General features: G+C 67.4%; 15 protein-coding genes and 1 pseudogene. 5 read left to right on the forward strand and 11 right to left on the reverse strand.

The window, feature by feature from the left end; translation table 11 throughout:
* Positions 1-151: 151 nt before the first annotated feature.
* Genes aztD through aztB form a run of 3 tightly spaced genes read right to left on the reverse strand, consistent with a single transcriptional unit; the run spans position 152 to position 4,303 of the window.
* A complete protein-coding gene (aztD, locus tag ACFC0O_RS03170; protein WP_375953378.1) occupies positions 152-1,315 on the reverse strand; it encodes a zinc metallochaperone AztD in 1,164 nt (387 codons plus the stop codon).
* A 43-nt stretch (positions 1,316-1,358) separates the two neighbouring features.
* Positions 1,359-2,273 carry a metal ABC transporter solute-binding protein, Zn/Mn family gene (locus tag ACFC0O_RS03175; protein WP_375953380.1) on the reverse strand — a complete coding sequence of 305 codons (915 nt, stop codon included), beginning with the start codon at positions 2,271-2,273 and terminating at the stop codon, positions 1,359-1,361.
* Positions 2,270-4,303, reverse strand: coding sequence for a zinc ABC transporter permease AztB (gene aztB / locus ACFC0O_RS03180; RefSeq protein ID WP_375953382.1), 2,034 nt, complete (start codon positions 4,301-4,303; stop codon positions 2,270-2,272). Before aztB ends, ACFC0O_RS03175 begins: the two co-directional genes overlap by 4 nt.
* 51 nt (positions 4,304-4,354) lie before the next feature.
* Here aztB and aztA point away from each other — a divergent pair, with 51 nt between their 5' ends.
* Positions 4,355-5,047 (forward strand): zinc ABC transporter ATP-binding protein AztA, encoded by a 693-nt coding sequence (aztA, locus tag ACFC0O_RS03185; protein ID WP_375953384.1) that lies wholly within the window; start codon positions 4,355-4,357, stop codon positions 5,045-5,047.
* On the opposite strand, the gene ACFC0O_RS03190 is transcribed toward aztA, so the two are convergent.
* The 4 genes from ACFC0O_RS03190 to ACFC0O_RS03205 form a co-directional block, all read right to left on the reverse strand.
* Positions 5,048-5,701 (reverse strand): PH domain-containing protein, encoded by a 654-nt coding sequence (locus ACFC0O_RS03190; RefSeq protein WP_375953386.1) that lies wholly within the window; start codon positions 5,699-5,701, stop codon positions 5,048-5,050.
* A gap of 3 nt (positions 5,702-5,704) precedes the next feature.
* A complete protein-coding gene (ribH, locus tag ACFC0O_RS03195) occupies positions 5,705-6,184 on the reverse strand; it encodes a 6,7-dimethyl-8-ribityllumazine synthase (RefSeq protein ID WP_364632533.1) in 480 nt (159 codons plus the stop codon).
* A 37-nt stretch (positions 6,185-6,221) separates the two neighbouring features.
* On the reverse strand, positions 6,222-7,481 hold the full coding sequence (locus ACFC0O_RS03200) for a bifunctional 3,4-dihydroxy-2-butanone-4-phosphate synthase/GTP cyclohydrolase II (RefSeq protein WP_364632531.1): 1,260 nt from the start codon (positions 7,479-7,481) through the stop codon (positions 6,222-6,224).
* An 85-nt stretch (positions 7,482-7,566) separates the two neighbouring features.
* Positions 7,567-8,193, reverse strand: coding sequence for a riboflavin synthase (locus ACFC0O_RS03205; RefSeq protein ID WP_364632529.1), 627 nt, complete (start codon positions 8,191-8,193; stop codon positions 7,567-7,569).
* 579 nt (positions 8,194-8,772) lie between these two features.
* On the opposite strand from ACFC0O_RS03205, the gene ACFC0O_RS03210 reads away from it, so the two are divergent.
* Positions 8,773-9,084: a hypothetical protein gene (locus ACFC0O_RS03210; RefSeq protein WP_364632527.1), complete on the forward strand. Its 312-nt coding sequence runs from the start codon at positions 8,773-8,775 to the stop codon at positions 9,082-9,084.
* Here ACFC0O_RS03210 and rpe read toward each other — a convergent pair.
* Entirely contained in the window at positions 9,070-9,735 is a 666-nt protein-coding gene (gene rpe, locus ACFC0O_RS03215; RefSeq protein WP_364632841.1) for a ribulose-phosphate 3-epimerase, read from the reverse strand. The genes ACFC0O_RS03210 and rpe overlap by 15 nt on opposite strands.
* Before the next feature lie 194 nt (positions 9,736-9,929).
* Between rpe and ACFC0O_RS03220 the strand changes: the two genes are divergently transcribed.
* The 3 genes from ACFC0O_RS03220 to ACFC0O_RS03230 all read left to right on the forward strand — a co-directional run bounded on the left by ACFC0O_RS03220 (position 9,930) and on the right by ACFC0O_RS03230 (position 12,087).
* Positions 9,930-10,352 (forward strand): anti-sigma factor, encoded by a 423-nt coding sequence (locus tag ACFC0O_RS03220; RefSeq protein ID WP_375953389.1) that lies wholly within the window; start codon positions 9,930-9,932, stop codon positions 10,350-10,352.
* A gap of 233 nt (positions 10,353-10,585) precedes the next feature.
* Entirely contained in the window at positions 10,586-11,374 is a 789-nt protein-coding gene (locus ACFC0O_RS03225; protein ID WP_364632839.1) for a SigB/SigF/SigG family RNA polymerase sigma factor, read from the forward strand.
* A gap of 86 nt (positions 11,375-11,460) precedes the next feature.
* The gene (locus tag ACFC0O_RS03230) at positions 11,461-12,087 is read left to right on the forward strand and encodes a hypothetical protein (protein WP_375953390.1); all 627 of its coding nucleotides are present in this window, start codon (positions 11,461-11,463) and stop codon (positions 12,085-12,087) included.
* A 64-nt stretch (positions 12,088-12,151) separates the two neighbouring features.
* Here ACFC0O_RS03230 and ACFC0O_RS03235 read toward each other — a convergent pair.
* From ACFC0O_RS03235 to def, 3 genes and pseudogenes are all read right to left on the reverse strand, one after another.
* A pseudogene (locus tag ACFC0O_RS03235) lies at positions 12,152-13,471 on the reverse strand (RsmB/NOP family class I SAM-dependent RNA methyltransferase); the annotation flags it as partial.
* A 758-nt stretch (positions 13,472-14,229) separates the two neighbouring features.
* A complete protein-coding gene (gene fmt, locus ACFC0O_RS03240; protein ID WP_375953392.1) occupies positions 14,230-15,153 on the reverse strand; it encodes a methionyl-tRNA formyltransferase in 924 nt (307 codons plus the stop codon).
* Positions 15,153-15,713 carry a peptide deformylase gene (gene def / locus ACFC0O_RS03245; RefSeq protein ID WP_375953394.1) on the reverse strand — a complete coding sequence of 187 codons (561 nt, stop codon included), beginning with the start codon at positions 15,711-15,713 and terminating at the stop codon, positions 15,153-15,155. The genes fmt and def overlap by 1 nt, the downstream gene beginning before the upstream one ends.
* Positions 15,714-15,766 lie beyond the last annotated feature (53 nt).

Genomic DNA, 15,766 nt, shown 5'->3' on the forward strand with positions numbered 1-15,766 from the left:
CACCCTGATCCCACCGCCACGACGTCGCCGCTGGTGCCGCGTCCAGGAAACACCGCACTACACCGGCCCATCATCCAGGCGCGTTCGTGTCCGGGGTGGTGAAAGGATTGCCACACAACGCGCCTGGACACGGCACCTGTGGTGCTAGCGATCAGTGTGCCTGGGCCACGACGCCGCTCAGTTCGTTCGGCGCGTGGTCCAGGGTTACCGAGGCGGCGATGGTGCCCGCTGCCAGGTCGATGTGGTGAATCTGTTTGGTGGCGGGATCGCTGACGAAGACGTTCGCGCCGCGCACGAAGATCGACGGGCGGGCCTGCTGCCATTCGAGGGGCTCCTCCCAGGCGCGCAGGACCGGGAAGCTGCGGGTTTCGGTGCCCGCCAACGGGTCCACCACGTGGATGCGGCCGTCGGTGCCGAGGATCAGGGCCTCGCCCTGTGCGCCCCGGGCCAGTGAGCGGAAGGTGTAGCTGGTGCCGATCGGGACCAGGCGGATGCTTCCGTTACGCGAGTCGATCAGGGAAATCTGTTGCGGGCGTTCCAGTTCGGCGTTCTTGTCCTGCTTGTAATCGCCGAGGGCGATCGGTGAGGCGTCGCTGCCCGCCTGATTGCCGATGCGGCCGTACGGCGTCGGGCTGGTGACCTTGGTGATGACACCGTCGCGGTAGACCAGCGCGCCGGTCTGGCAGCCGATGACGACCGCTTCGCCCGCGACTGTGGATTCGCCGTGCACACCGGGGCAGTCCTCATTGCGCGCGATCTCGCGGCGCTCCTTGTCGAGAACCACTATGCCGGTGCGCTTTTCCTCGGTGCCGAGGGTGGTGACCAATTGCCCGTTCGCGAGTTCGACGGCGACGCCGTGATGCGCGGCGGCGGATTTGTATATCTCTGCCTTGGGCTGACCGTGGTCGAGCTCGCGCGGATCGAAGATGGTGGCCTCGCCGGTGCCGTCTGTGAACAACACGGTGCGATCGGCGTGCCGCACCACGTGGCCGGGTTTGGCCCCGGGGAATTTGATATCGGTGAACTCGCCGCGCACCGCATCGAGGGCCTGGAAACCCTCCTTGGTGGACACCATGATGTGGGTGTCGTTACCGGCCGGATTGACACGGTTGAACCCCGCCAGCGGGAGATCCTTTGCCACCGTGAGGGTTCGGCCGTTCAGCAGGTAGATACCGCCGTCATACGTCACCGCGAGCGGTTCGGCGATCACGAGCCGATCGTCCTTGCTGTCCGTGCTACAGCCGCTCAGGGCGACCACCGATGCCAGGAGGCCGGTGAGCGCCGTCGCGGAGGCGACTCTGGTGCGGGTCGTCATTATTGCTCCTCATCATCTTCGGTTGTTGCGCAACGCATAGGGGTCACGGCGGGGTCAGGCCGGTGACAATGGCTTCGGTGTTGGCGCGCATCATTTCCAGGTAGGTCGCCGCTCCCCCGCCCGGCGCGGTCAGCGATTCGGTATGCAGGGCTGCGACTTTCACGTGCACGCCCGCCTGTTCGGCCAGGACCCGAGCCAGACGGTCCGGCTGGGAGGAGTCGGCGAAAATCGTGGGTACCCCGGACTCCCGTACCGCGGTGGCCAGCTCGGCCAGGTCCGAGGCGCTCGGAGAGGCGAGCGCGGTACCGCTGGGGACGATCGCGCCGATCACCCGGAAGTCGAAACGCTGTGCCAGATAGCCGAATACGTGGTGATTGGTGACCAGTCGGCGCTGCTCCGGGGCAAGGGTGGCGAAGCGCTGGGTCATCCAGGTGTCGAGGGCGGAGAGCTCGGTCAGATAGCGGGCGCTGTTACCGCGCACCGCGTCGGTGTCGATGCCGGGAATCTCGAGCATGCGGGCGCTGATCACTTCGGCGGCGCGGCGGGCCCGGGCCGGATCGGTCCAGAAGTGCGGATCGGGCCGGTCGCTGTTGCGGTAGGTGATCGGGTCAACCCGTTCGCCCACGGAAAGCGTAGGGACACCGGAGTCTTGGGCCGCGATCACCTGACGCTGCACGCCGGTCTCCAGCCCGAGCCCGTTGTGGACCAGGAGTGTCGCCCGCTCGATTCGAGCCGCCTGCTGGGCGGAGATGGCGAACTGGTGGGGATCCGCACCGGCGGGCATGAGCACCAGGACATCGGCGGCGGCACCGGCGATGGCCTTCGTCATATCGCCGAGAATGTTCGTGGTGACGACGATTTGAACCTTGGCGGTATCGGAGGACGAGCAACCGGACACCGGCAGCAGCGCCGCGAGGGCGACCAGGCTGACGGCGCAGAGGCGGAACAGGGATTTCATCGGCCGGTCTCCACCATGTGCGCGGGGGCGATATCGAGGGGGAAGGTGCGGGCGCGACGCAGATTGTCGCGGTAGTCGATCTCATGGATCGCGCGTCCGGTCGCATCGTTGAGGTAGGCGCGGTTGGTGTCGATCTCGATCACGGGGCGGACAGCACCGGAGACGGGTTCGATGAGTACCTGCGCCCGTGCGGTTTCCGCGCCCGTCGCGATGTCGTGGGCGTGCAGGACACCGTCACGGGTCAAGGCGAGCAGTGAACTGCCCGACCCCGCCGTGTTGACCGCGAGCACCGGACCTGTCTCGACGAAACGCCAAGCGCGGGCATCGATATCGAGCACCCAGGCACCGCGATCACCGGCCCGCGCGGCGAGCGTGGTGCTGGTCGCGCGATGGGTGAATTCGGTCGCGCGTTCGGCCGCGGGCACCGGGGTCGGATAGGCGATCTTGGTCGCGGCGAACCCGCCGTCCGCCACGATCAGCAAAGCCCCATCGGCACAACCGAATACGACGCCACGACGGGTCACGACCGGTGAGCGTGGTTCGAGGCACTGTTCGGTGAGCGGAGTGACAACGCCGCCGTCGCGTGCGCGGACTTCCGGACTCCCGGAACCGGTTACCGCGATGAGGTGCTCCGCGTACGGGACCGCGATGCCGTCGACGATTCCGCGCACGGTGACGGTGCCGGTATCCAATGCCGCACGGTCCAGGAGCAGTGTCCGCGCCGCCGCCCCGGAGCCCACGACCATGGCGGTGACCATCTTGTCGCTGTTCACGGCGGTCACGCCGCCGTGTGCCACGCCGCCGATATCGCGAATCGTGGTGCGGTAGTAGTGCATATGGTCGCCGTGATCGACGGTCCAACCGCCGCCGTCCACCACCCGGGTGGTATCAGCGGTGACCGGATATCCGAAGCGATCGTCACCGGCCAGCCGCACCGTGCCGGGTACACGCCCTGCCTCGGAGATCTGCCCGGTGATCAGATCGATCACCCGAATCGCACCCTCGGCATCGGCCACCACCAATCGCGACTGAGGCGAATCGGTTTCCTCGGCTCCCGCCACATACCCGTGCGGCGGCGGCTCGGCAGGCGCAGGTTCCTCGGCATCCGCACCACACCCGGCCAATGGCAGCGCTGTGGCCAGAACCATGAGCAGCACAACGCCGTTCGCACTCGGTACGGGCACCGTCCCCCGAAGTCGCGCCATCCGTGCGACGACCGGCGCACGCAATCGCGCCGCGACCGCCGAGAGGAAGAACAGCGCGACCGCGAGCGCGGAGATGGTCGCCCCGGCCGCGGTCCCCGCATGCCAGGAGGCCAATAGTCCGGCGACGGTGGCGAATCCGCCGAAGAGAGCGGCCAGCACCATGATCACCGGAATGCGATGCGACCAATAGGTGGCCGCCGCGGGCGGTGCGATGAGCAGCCCGAAGACCAGCAGCGTTCCCACGACGTGAAAGGACGCGACGATCGCGAGCGTCAGCAGTCCGAGCAGCGCCGCCTGCGCCCAGCGAGGTCGCAGCCCGAGCGTATGCGCGGTGCGCGGATCGAAGGCCAGGGCCACGAACGCGCGGTGACCGAGCACCGCGACGGTCAGCGAAACACCCAGCGCGACAGCAAGGTACGCGATATCTCGAGCACGGATCGCGAGCACATCACCGAACAGCAGCCCGGTCACATCCACGGCGAAGGACTGTGACCGCGAGACGATGAGCACGCCGATCGAGAGCATGCCCGCGAACAGCAGCCCGATCGCGGTATCCGCCGCGAATCGCGGACTCCTCCCCAGCGCGGTCACCCCCGCCGCCATGGCTCCGGCGCTGAAAGCCGCGCCCAGCACCAGATTTCCGCCCAGCAGTGAGGCGATGGCCACGCCGGGCAGCAGCCCGTGCGCCATCGCCTCGCCCAGAAAGGCCATGCCGCGCACCACAACCCAGGTCCCCGCCGCCGCGCAGACGGCCGAGACGAGCAGTCCTCCCCACAGCGCGCGCTGTACGAATGAAACCTCCAACGGGGCGATCAGCCACTCCATGGGACGGCACGCTATTATGAAAACGATTTTCAATACAAGTTAGGTGACGCAGTGCACAGTTCATCCACCCCGGCCGTGCGGCTGGACGCTCTGACCGCCGGATACCGATCGCGCACGGTGCTGCGCGAGATCACCGCCGAGATTCCGGCGGGGCGAGTGACGGCACTGGTGGGGCCGAACGGGTCCGGCAAGTCGACCCTGCTCGGCGTGCTGGCGGGCGTAATCAGCCCGGCCGCAGGCACTATCGCGCGCACCGGCGCACGGCGGCCCGCACTGGTCGTCCAGCACAGCGGCGTCCCCGCGACGCTGCCGATCACCGTGCGCGACACGGTCGCCATGGGCCGCTGGGCGCATCGGGGTCCGTGGCGGCGACTCACGCGCGATGATCGAGCGGTGGTGCGCGACTGTATGGATCGCATGGGGATCGCCGGTCTCGCGGATCGCCGCCTGACCGATCTCTCCGGCGGGCAGCGGCAGCGCGCGCTGCTCGCCCGGGCCCTGGCTCAGGAGTCGGACCTGCTGCTGCTCGATGAACCCACGACGGGATTGGATATCGAAGCGCAGCAGGAGATCTCGCGGACGCTACGCGAGACGGCGGCCGCCGGTGTCACGGTCGTGCACGCCACGCACGACCGAGCCGAGGCACTCGACGCCGATCACTGCGTACTGCTTCGCGACGGCACGGTGGCCGATATCGGCCTACCGCACGATGTCATGAATGCCCGCGCCACCGGACGGAATTAGTCAGTTGGTGTTCGCGGCAGTGTATTTCGCACCCAGTTCACGGAAACGATCCATCGCACCGGCCGCGCGCAGTTTGTCATTGGTGCGAATGGCCATCATGGGCACGTATTCGTCGTGCACCAATTCCAGCCGGGCCCAGGACTTCTTATCCGCGAAGGAGATGCCGCGAATATCCTGCCAGCGGAACTCATTGTCGCCCAGGATATTCCGGACCGAGACGCCGCGCTTACCGACTCGCACCCGGGGCCTGGTGAGCAGCAGGACCGCACCGCCCAGCAGCAGGCCGAAGACCGCGAGACCCAATTGATCGGCGAGACGGAAATTCACGCCCGTCGATCCCCGGCGCAGCAGAATGCCCGCGACGATGAAGATGAGCGCCAGCACCGCCGCGACGATGCGCGCGGTCATGATGGCGTGCTGCGGGCGCACCTCGAGATCCCATTCGCCGCCCGATGGCGCGGGGTTCTCGGTCTCCTCGGCGGCGTCCGCGGTCGATTTCGACTGCGCGCCAGCGGTTTCGGTGCCAGACACTTCGGTTTCACCGGCCTTCGATTCGGGTGCCGACGGTGGGGTCGCCGGTGTCGCGGACGGTTCGGTGCGGCGGGGCGGTTCTTCCGCTCCGCCGTCCCGCTTCCAGATCCGGACGACTGGCATGACTCAGACTGTCTGCGAGAGTTCGCGCAGGGTGAGCGCGGCATCCAGGGCGGCGGCGGACGCCTGCTCACCCTTGTTCTCGAACGAACCGGGCAGCCCGGCGCGATCCAGGGCCTGCTGTTCGGTGTTCACCGTCAGCACGCCATTGGTGACCGGGACGCTCTCATCGAGCGAGACCCGGGTCAGCCCGGCGGTGACCGAATCGCATACGTACTCGAAATGCGGTGTCTCGCCACGGATTACGACGCCAAGGGCGACCACCGCGTCATGGCTGCGGGCCAGCGCCTGCGCCACCACCGGCAATTCCATCGCGCCCGCGACGCGGACCACGGTGATATCGGAGACCCCCGCGTCCCGCGCGGTCTGCTCCGCGTTGGCGACCAGCGCATCGCAGATGGTGGTGTGCCAGCGCGACGCCACGATGCCAAGTTTGAGATCCTTGGCATCGGCGAGCTCGAACGTGGGTACGCCCGTGCCGCTCATCGGTTTTCCGCCCTTCTCAGTGCTCGGGAACAGTCGGTCAGTTCGCGGTTTCGCCCAGGTCGAGATCGTCCAGGCCGACCAGGTCGTGGCCCATGCGATCCCGCTTGGTGCGCAGGTAGTGCAGATTGTGCGAATTGGCGCGCACCGGCATCTGCACGCGTTCGGTGATGCTCAGGCCGTAGCCCTCGATCCCGGCGCGCTTATCCGGATTATTGGTGAGCAGCCGCATCGAGGTGATGCCCAGATCCACCAGAATCTGTGCGCCCGTACCGTAATCGCGGGCGTCGGCGGGCTGGCCGATGGCGATATTGGCGTCATAGGTGTCCAGCTGCTGCTCATCCTGCACCTGGTACGCCTGGAGCTTGTGCATGAGGCCGATACCGCGGCCCTCGTGACCGCGCATGTACAGCACCACGCCGCGGCCCTCATCGGCCACCAGCTGCAATGCCGCGTTCAGCTGCGGACCGCAGTCGCAGCGCAGCGAACCGAAGACATCGCCGGTGAGGCATTCGGAGTGCACGCGCACCAGCACGTCCTCACCCTTGCCGTCCGCACCCGCGATATCGCCCATGACCAGGGCCACATGCTCGGACTCGTCGTATTCGCTCTCGTAGCCGATGGCCTTGAAGTCACCGAACGAGGTGGGGATGCGGGCCTCGGCGACACGCCGGACGTGCTTCTCGTTCTTGCGCCGCCAGGCGATCATGTCGGCGATGCAGATGAGCGCCAGATCATGTTCGTCGGCGAAGACGCGCAGCTCCTCGGTGCGCGCCATATCGCCTTCGTTCTTCTGGCTGACGATCTCGCAGATGACGCCGGCGGGGCTGAGCCCGGCCATCCGGGATAGGTCGACCGCGGCCTCGGTGTGCCCGGCGCGGCGCAGTACGCCACCGTCCTTGGCGCGCAAGGGAACCACGTGGCCCGGGCGGGTCAGGTCATCGGACTTGGCCAGCGGATCGGCCAGCACCCGCATGGTGGCGGCGCGATCGGCGGCGGAGATACCGGTGCTGATGCCCTCGCGGGCATCCACGGACACGGTGTACGCGGTGCCGTGCTTGTCCTGATTGACCGCGTACATGGGCGGCAGGCCCAGGCGGTCGCAGTCTTCACCCGTGAGAGGTACACAGATGTAACCGGAGGTGTAGCGGATCATGAAGGCCACGAGCTCGGGTGTCGCCTTCTCCGCCGCGAAGATGAGGTCGCCCTCGTTCTCCCGGCCCTCGTCGTCGACGACGACAACGGCCTTACCGGCTGCGATGTCGGCGACTGCGCGCTCGATGGTGTCGAACCTGGTCACGTCTGTTGTGCTCCATCTCGAATTAGGTGCCGCTACCTACAGTAGGCCAGCGTCCGTTTTGCGCCGCCTCCGGCTTCGTCTTGCGCTAGCCGCGCTGAACGAGCCTCTCCACGTACTTAGCGATGATGTCCACCTCCAGGTTCACCGTGGCGCCCACCGGAGCGGTGCCGAGCGTGGTGAGTTCGCGGGTGGTCGGGATGAGCGAGACCTCGAACCAGTCCTTGCTGCCGTCCGCGGCGACCTCATCGGCCAGGCCCAGACCCGAGACCGTGAGCGAGATGCCGTCGACGGTGATGGAGCCCTTCTCCACGACATAGCGGGCGATGCTGTCGGGCAACGAGATTCGCACCACCTCCCAGTTCTCGGACGGGGTGCGGGAGAGCACGGTGCCGGTGCCGTCGACATGGCCCTGCACGATATGTCCGCCGAGGCGGCTGTTCACCGCGGCGGCGCGTTCCAGATTGACCCGAGCGCCGTTGGCGAGGCCGCCGATGCTGGAGCGATTGAGGGTCTCGGCCATCACGTCGACGGTGAAGGTGTCGCCCTCGACCTGCTGGTCCACCACCGTGAGGCAGACGCCGTTGACCGCGATCGAATCACCGTGTCCGGCATCGGAGGTCACCAGCGGGCCCCGAATGGTGAGCCGGGCCGCATCGGCCAGCTGCTCGGTGGCGACGATCTCGCCCAGCTCCTCAACGATGCCTGTGAACATGCCCAACCTCTCCCAGTCGCCTCGGACCGTGCATCCGGCCCTTCGCTTGCGCCAACAGCCCGGACCATCGGTGATATTCCCCGATGAGCGGGCGTTCGACACCAGCCTAACGACAGGCGGTCGTAGGAGGCAGAGCGCCTCACTCGCCCGAACATCACACTTCAGACAGCTGTGTCCCGAGATCGTCGGCGCGTCGTACCCAATTCCGACTCGCTTACACCAGAATCTTGCGCATCTGACGAAATGGTCGCAAGATTGTTATGCAGCTGATTCCTACAGTTCAACTTCGCTCAGTTTTACATCTCGCGAGCAGTTCAGCGCAGAACAGTCCCGCATCCGCCGCCGTGTCCGGCGCGGGTGAATCTTCGCCACGTCGAACCGAAGGAAGGTTGGACCCCGCGCGGGTCGGATCCAGGTGGACTACAACACAATTGGGAGTGCAGCGTGACCACGCTTCTCGATACCACCCTCGAAGTTCGTTGCGTGCAGTACCGGCGCGAATTTCATCTCCCGGCATCGATAGATCCCACGTCACGACACATTCTTCTGGAGATAGGCAGCCGTTACGGCGCCGTCACCATGCCCGCCGAACTAGGCGAACGCGTGCTCGCACGGCTCACCCAGGCCGAACTGGCCGGGCCGGTCGTACATCATCCCCGCGCGCGGCGCTGGACCTTCATCACCGGTCCCGCCCGGCCGGAGACCCTCAGCACCCCGGTCGGCGCGGCACTGTTCCGGATGTACGCCACCGTCGCGTGCGCCGGAGCCCAGGTGGTGCTGCCGTCCGCCGATGACGAGCGGACGGGCTACCGCACCTGGATTCAGCCGCCCGAGACGGTCAGCTCGGTGCCGCCGCTGGAAGCGGTGGTCGAGGCCCTACTGGGCCGCTGACGCCTCCACCGCAATCACCTTCTGCCGCAAGGCTTCCACCGTCGCGGCCGGATCGGCGGTGTTGTAGACGGCGGAACCCGCTACGAAACAGTCGATTCCGGCTTCGGCCGCCTGCTCGATGGTGTCCATATTGATGCCGCCGTCGATCTCCACCACCAGGCGCAGCTCACCGGAATCGACCAGGCGGCGCACGATGCGGGCCTTCTCCAGCACCTCGGCGATGAAGGACTGACCGCCGAAACCGGGTTCGACGCTCATCACCAGCAGGGTGTCGAAATCGCGCAGGATCTCCAGGTACGGCTCGATCGGGGTGCCGGGTTTCACCGACAGCCCGGCCTTCGCACCGGCCGCGCGGATATCGCGGGCAACGGCGATCGGGTTATCGGTCGCCTCGGCGTGGAAGGTGACGTTGTACGCGCCCGCCTCCGCATAGCCCGGCGCCCAGCGCTCGGGATCCTCGATCATCAGATGGCAGTCCAGCGGAATGTCGGTGGCCTTCAACAGACTCTGCACCACCGGCAGACCCAGCGTCAGGTTCGGCACGAAGTGGTTGTCCATCACATCCACGTGCACCCAATCGGCTCCCGCGATGGCCTTCACCTCATCCCCGAGGCGCGCGAAATCGGCGGACAGGATGGACGGCGCGATCATGGGCGCGGGCCGCGTGAAAGGAGAGGATGGGGTGCACACACGCGGCAGTCTAACGGTCGCCGCACCCTCGAACCCCGGATAGTCGCGTGGCAGCCCGCCGGCGAACTCGATCGAGCGGGGTGAGTACGGATCCGGGTGGTGGATCGCGGCCATTGCGCTGATTGCGGGGCGCGGAAATGGGTAGCCTAGTGCAGGTGATCAACATTTCGGCGGAAAAAGGGGTCCGCGCCACACCGGTCGAGATCGGTGTCGCCGCGTCCGTCTCCCAGTTGCCCATCGTGCGCGGACTCGCCGAAACCCTGGTGCTACTCAGCGAATTCACCCTGGACGAGGTAGCCGACATCCGGCTCGCCGTGGACGAGGCCGCCTCCACGGTCATCGCGCTGGCCGTACCCGGGTCGACACTGCAGTGCGTGTTCACCGTGGGTGACAGCGATTTGGTGATTCGGGTCAGCGGAATCGCGGGCTCGGAAGGGTTGCCGAACCAGCACAGCTTCGGCTGGCACGTACTGCGCACCCTGGCCGATGAGGTGACGGCCAACCAGGGCGCATACGATCCGGCAATCTCCGGATACCCGACGACGGTGGAGTTCCGGCGGGTCCGGGGGAAGGCGTAGTGACCGACGAGGACATGGTGTTCGCCTCGCCAGACGCGTCGCAGCCCGATTCGCCCGATTCCGGGCACAGCGCCCCCGAAACCGCTGCCACCGCAGCGAAATCCCCGCAGGACACCACAGCAGCGGACGCTGCCTCGGCTGCCGCCGCCGCGCAGGACGCGTCGACCGGCACCGAGGACGACACCGAGAACAACGAAGCGGCCGATAACGATGACGCGGTCGACGCCGAGGAAATCGAAGAGGTCGCCGAGGAAGTCGCGCGCAGCGGCTCCGGATACGACGATGTGGCGGCGCTGTTCGAGCAATTGGCCGCCACCGAACCGGATTCCGCGCGCCGCGCCGCACTACGCGGCCAGCTGATCAATCGGTGCATACCGCTTGCCGATCACATCGCCCGCAAATTCAGCGGGCGCGGTGAACCCTTCGACGATCTCACCCAGGTCGCCCGGGTCGGCCTGGTGCACGCGGTGGATCGATTCGATATCGGGCGCGGCTCCAACTTCCTGTCCTTCGCGGTGCCCACCATCATGGGCGAGGTCCGCAGATACTTCCGCGACAATACCTGGGCCATGCGAGTTCCGCGGCGGGTCAAGGAAACTCACCTGCGCATCGGCGCGGCCATCGACGCGCTCTCCCAGCAGCTCGGCCGCTCCCCCACCGCCAAGGAGATCGCCGCCCAACTCGGCATCGATCCGGATGAGGTGACCCAGGCCGTCATCGCCGGAAACGCCTACCAGCCCAGCTCCATCGACGCGGTCTCGGTCGGCCGCGATACCGAAGCCTCACTGCTGGACACCCTCGGCGAGGAGGAATCCCAATTCGATCGGGTCGAGGAGTACGTGGCCATCCGGCCGCTGCTCGCCGGACTGCCCGAACGCGAGCGGCGCATCCTCACCATGCGGTTCTTCGAATCCATGACCCAGACCCAGATCGCCCAGCAGATGGGGATCTCACAAATGCATGTGTCCCGAATCCTCGCGAAAACCCTTGCGCGCCTGCGGGAGCAGTCCGCCCGCGAATGAGTGCCGGGCAAGCAATGGGCTTGCCTGCGCCCGCCGCCGGTGGAACGATCGAGGCCACTCGGCACGCACCGCAACCTGGCGGGACCATGACGCAGTACCGCGATCAGCACATCGTGAATCAGATCGACCAGCTCGTGAACGAACAGCTGGCCGACGGAGAACCACGCACCGGCTACGACTACGGCGATCCGGATTTCCCACGCTGCCCGCACCCCTGGTGCGATGAGGAATGGCATGGGCTGCCGATCACCACGCGCATGGCCGAAATGCGATGGCGCGGTGAGGTGGATCCCGGATATCGATATCCCGATGATCAGTCGCCGGTACTGTGCCCCGGATCCGATGATCCGGGCGATTTCACACCCGCCGATCGATTCCGGGCGCTGGCCGAGCTGCGGCATACGGTGTCGGCGGCGCGCACCATCACCCGGCGCACCCGGACCCAGCCGCAATGGTGGTGCTGCTTCCATATCGCGGATCTGACCATCAACTCGGTGATTCGGTACGGCAGTGGGCGGCCGCAGCGGTTCCTCGAGGTGAATGGCGAAACCATCGAGCTGATACCGGATTCCGATGGCAGCTGCATGCTCGGGCGCACCGATCTCGGACCGGATGACACCGAGCGGCCGCAGTGGATGGCGATCCGCTGCCGCCGCGCGCCGCGGGCGGGCGTATGGGTGTCATGGCGGCCGAATCCGCCCGCGCGGCAATGAGGAAGGCGCAGGACTGAAAATGCGGCCCGCGATTCACGGGCCGCATTCCTCGACTACATCCGATTCATTCGAGCGGTTTGCGCAGGGCCGCGACGAACATGGCGTCGGTGCCGTGGCGGTGCGGCCACAGCTGTGCGCCGGGGCCGTCGCCGAGATCCGGTACGCCCGGGAGCAATTCGCGGGTGTCCAGCTGTTCCGCGCCGGTGCGGCGCACCATATCGGAGACCACCGAGACCGTCTCTGGGAGGTGCGGGGAACAGGTCGAGTAGACGACCACGCCGCCGGGGCGGACCAGATCCCATGCGGCGCTCAGCAATTCGCGCTGCAACTTGACCAGATCCTTGACGTCCGAGGGCTGCCTGCGCCAGCGTGCCTCCGGGCGACGGCGCAGCGCGCCTAGTCCGGTGCACGGGGCGTCGACCAGGATTCGGTCGTATCCCGGGGTGAGTCCGCTCTCGCGGCCGTCGGCGATATGGATATCGACCGGCAGTCCACGAGCCGCCTGCCGCACCAGGTCGGCGCGATGTTCGGCGGGTTCGACAGCATCGATGTGGAAGCCGTCGATATCGGCGATCGCGCCCAGCAGTGCGGTCTTACCGCCGGGTCCGGCGCACAGATCGAGCCAGCGGCCGCCATCGGGGCCTTCCAGGGGTGCGCGCGTTACCGCAAGCGCGACAAGCTGACTGCCCTCGTCCTGCACGGCGGCCATACCCTCGCGCACCGGCTCCAGCTTGCCCGGATCGCCACTCTCGAGATAGACGGCGTACGGCGACCACTTACCTTCCTCGCCACCGCTGACCAGCGCCAACTCCTCGGCACTGATCTCACCCGGCCGGGCGACGAGATGCACGGTGGGCCGGGCGTCATCGGCCGCGAGCACCTCCTGCAACTCCCCCGCCCGCGCGCCGAGCGCATCGGCGAACGCCTGCGCGATCCACACCGGATGTGCGTACTCGAAAGCCAAGTGCCCCAGCGTGTCCTGCGGCGCGAGCTGCTCGACCCATTCCTCGGCCGTCTTCTCCGCCACCCGCCGCAGCACCGCGTTCACGAAACCCGCACGCCCCGCGCCATATTCGGCCCGAGCCAACGCGACCGAGGTATCCACCGCCGCATGCGCCCCGATCCGGGTCCGCAACAGCTGATAGGTCCCCAACCGCAAAGCATCCAGCAGCGGCCCATCGATCTCCTCGACCGACCGCCCCGCACCCGCCTCGATCACCGCATCCAGCAACCCCAGCGACCGCGCCGCCCCATAGGTCAACTCGGTGGCCAGCGCAGCATCCCGCCCACTGATCTTCCGCTCCCGCAACAACCCCGGCAGCACCAAGTTCGCGTAAGCATCCCGCTCCCGCACCGCCCGCAACACATCCCGCGCCACAACCCGCACCGGATCCACCCCGTGCACGGCCGCAGCGGCTTTCCCACCCGCAGCACCGGACTTGGACCCACCGGACTTGCCAGTGGCCGCACGCGGTTTCGCACCCGACCCAGCGGAATCACGCCCACTGGAAACGGCCTTGCCGCGCTGCTGATCACGCGGCGCCGCAACAGATTCCCGCTTACCACGAGGACGTCCGGCATCGTCGCGCTTACCGCTCGGGGCAGTGAATCCGGCACCCGCACCACCGGACTTTCCGCCGGTTGCGCGGGAGTCCTGGCGGCCGGACTGAGCCGTACGCTCGCCGGACGCACGGCCAGAGCCGGAGCGTTCGGAGGTGCCGCGCGGAGAATCGGGCTTGCCCGCGCTGTAGGGCCGCTTGGTGTCGCTGTCGGGGCGCGCCGACTTGTATTGGCGGGATCCGCCGGTGTTGTCGCCGCGGGTCGGCTCGCCGGATGCTGTGGCGGGCTTGCCGTATGGCGCGTTGGCCGCGCGTGGACGCCAGTCGCGGCGCACGGGCTTGGCGGGGCGGTCGTCGCGAGCGGCGCGAGCGCCGCTGTTATCGCGACGGTCGGTGCCGGCGGAACGAGGTGTGCCCGTATCGCGGCGGTCGGTGCCGCCGGTGCGGGCGGTGCCGCTGTCTCGGCGGTCGGTGCCGCCGGTGCGGGGAGTGCCGTTGTCGCGGCGCTGGCTGTTTCCGTCGGCGCGGCTTGCGCTTTGGCGGAGGCTGCGTTTGCCGGTGGAATCGTCCCGCTCGGGGCGGGTCATTCGGTGACCGCGCCGGGCTGGAGGCGGGCGCCGCGCGCCCAGTCGAGGGCAGGCATCATGCGCTTTCCTTGGGGTTGGACCTCGGTGAGGCGGACGGCTGTGGTGGCGGTGCCGATGAAGACGCCCGACTTGCGGACCTCGATCTCGCGTACGGGGAGGGTTTCCTCCACCATTTCGACGGGGCCGAGCTTGATGCGCTTACCGTCGACCTCCGTCCAGGCTCCGGGGTTGGGGGTGACCGCGCGAATACGGCGGTTGATGGCGAGGGCGGGTTCGTCCCAGCGCACGCGGCCCGCTTCGACTTCCACCTTGGGGGCGTAGGAAACGCCATCGGCGGATTGCGGAACCGAGTGCAGCGCACCGGCTTCCACCCCGTCGAGGGTGGATTCCAAAAGGTGCGCGCCACTTTCGGCGAGGCGCTCGAGCAGAATGCCCGAAGTATCGGTGACCCGGACCTTTTCGGTGACGGTGCCGAACACCGGCCCGGTGTCGAGTCCCTTCTCGATCAGGAAGGTGGACGCGCCGGTGATCTCGTCACCGGCCAGGATCGCCGCCTGCACCGGGGCCGCGCCGCGCCAGGCGGGCAGCAGTGAGAAATGCAGGTTGATCCACCCGTGCCGGGGAATCGCCAGCACCCGCTCGGGCAGCAGCGCACCGTATGCGACCACCGGGCAGCAGTCCGGCGCGAGCTCGGTCAATTGCTCGATGAATTCGGGTTCGGACGGCTTACGCGGCGTGAACACCGGAATCCCGTACTCATCGGCGAGCAGTCCGATGGGCGAACGCGTCACCTTGCGCCCGCGCCCGGCCACCGCGTCCGGCCGGGTCACCACCCCGACCACTTCGTGCCGCTCCGATTCGATGAGCCGCCGCAGCGACGGCACCGCCGGTTCGGGCGTGCCAGCGAAGACCAAGCGCATCAACGACTCCGTTCCCTGGTGCGACGGCCGCCGCCGATCTCGGACGCGGCCAGCACCGTGATTCCCTGTGTGAACCAAGACGATTCACGCAGGGTGCGCATCGCCTCCTTACGAACGGCCGGATCCAGCCGCTGCAGGAACAGCACACCGTCGAGATGATCGGTCTCATGCTGTACGCATCGGGCCAGCAGCCCTTCCGCCCGGAACTCGACCGCCGCGCCGTCCATATCGACGCCGCGCGCGATCACCGTATTCGCTCGCGAAACATCCTCGCGCACACCGGGAATCGACAGGCAGCCCTCGGGCCCGATCTGCGTCTCATCGCCGATCACCTCGAAGACCGGATTGATCAGATGCCCCTGCGCGTCCCCGGTGTCGTATACGAACACCCGCAACCCCACCCCGATCTGCGGCGCGGCCATGCCGACCCCACCGCTCTCGTACATGGTGTCGAGCAGATCGGTCACCAACTGACGCACCTGCGGATCGAAGGTCTCGACCTCCGCCGCGCGAGCGCGCAGGATCGGATCGCCGAACAGGCGGACGGGCTGGATGGTCACGGACTACTCCCGGTGCGAACGAATACGGTCGTCTCATTTTACGGATAAGAACG

The organism is Nocardia sp. NPDC056100, assembly GCF_042266325.1.
In the GTDB taxonomy this organism is placed as follows: Bacteria; Actinomycetota; Actinomycetes; order Mycobacteriales; family Mycobacteriaceae; genus Nocardia.

Excerpts from the sequence above, each read along its gene's own strand:
- aztD (WP_375953378.1), bottom strand. The coding sequence starts at position 1,315 with ATGACGACCCGCACCAGAGTCGCCTCCGCGACGGCGCTCACCGGCCTC.
- ACFC0O_RS03175 (WP_375953380.1), bottom strand. The coding sequence starts at position 2,273 with ATGAAATCCCTGTTCCGCCTCTGCGCCGTCAGCCTGGTCGCCCTCGCG.
- aztB (WP_375953382.1), bottom strand. The coding sequence starts at position 4,303 with ATGGAGTGGCTGATCGCCCCGTTGGAGGTTTCATTCGTACAGCGCGCG.
- ACFC0O_RS03190 (WP_375953386.1), bottom strand. The coding sequence starts at position 5,701 with ATGCCAGTCGTCCGGATCTGGAAGCGGGACGGCGGAGCGGAAGAACCG.
- ribH (WP_364632533.1), bottom strand. The coding sequence starts at position 6,184 with ATGAGCGGCACGGGCGTACCCACGTTCGAGCTCGCCGATGCCAAGGAT.
- ACFC0O_RS03205 (WP_364632529.1), bottom strand. The coding sequence starts at position 8,193 with ATGTTCACAGGCATCGTTGAGGAGCTGGGCGAGATCGTCGCCACCGAG.
- ACFC0O_RS03210 (WP_364632527.1), top strand. The coding sequence starts at position 8,773 with ATGCCCGCCGAACTAGGCGAACGCGTGCTCGCACGGCTCACCCAGGCC.
- rpe (WP_364632841.1), bottom strand. The coding sequence starts at position 9,735 with ATGATCGCGCCGTCCATCCTGTCCGCCGATTTCGCGCGCCTCGGGGAT.
- ACFC0O_RS03230 (WP_375953390.1), top strand. The coding sequence starts at position 11,461 with ATGACGCAGTACCGCGATCAGCACATCGTGAATCAGATCGACCAGCTC.
- fmt (WP_375953392.1), bottom strand. The coding sequence starts at position 15,153 with ATGCGCTTGGTCTTCGCTGGCACGCCCGAACCGGCGGTGCCGTCGCTG.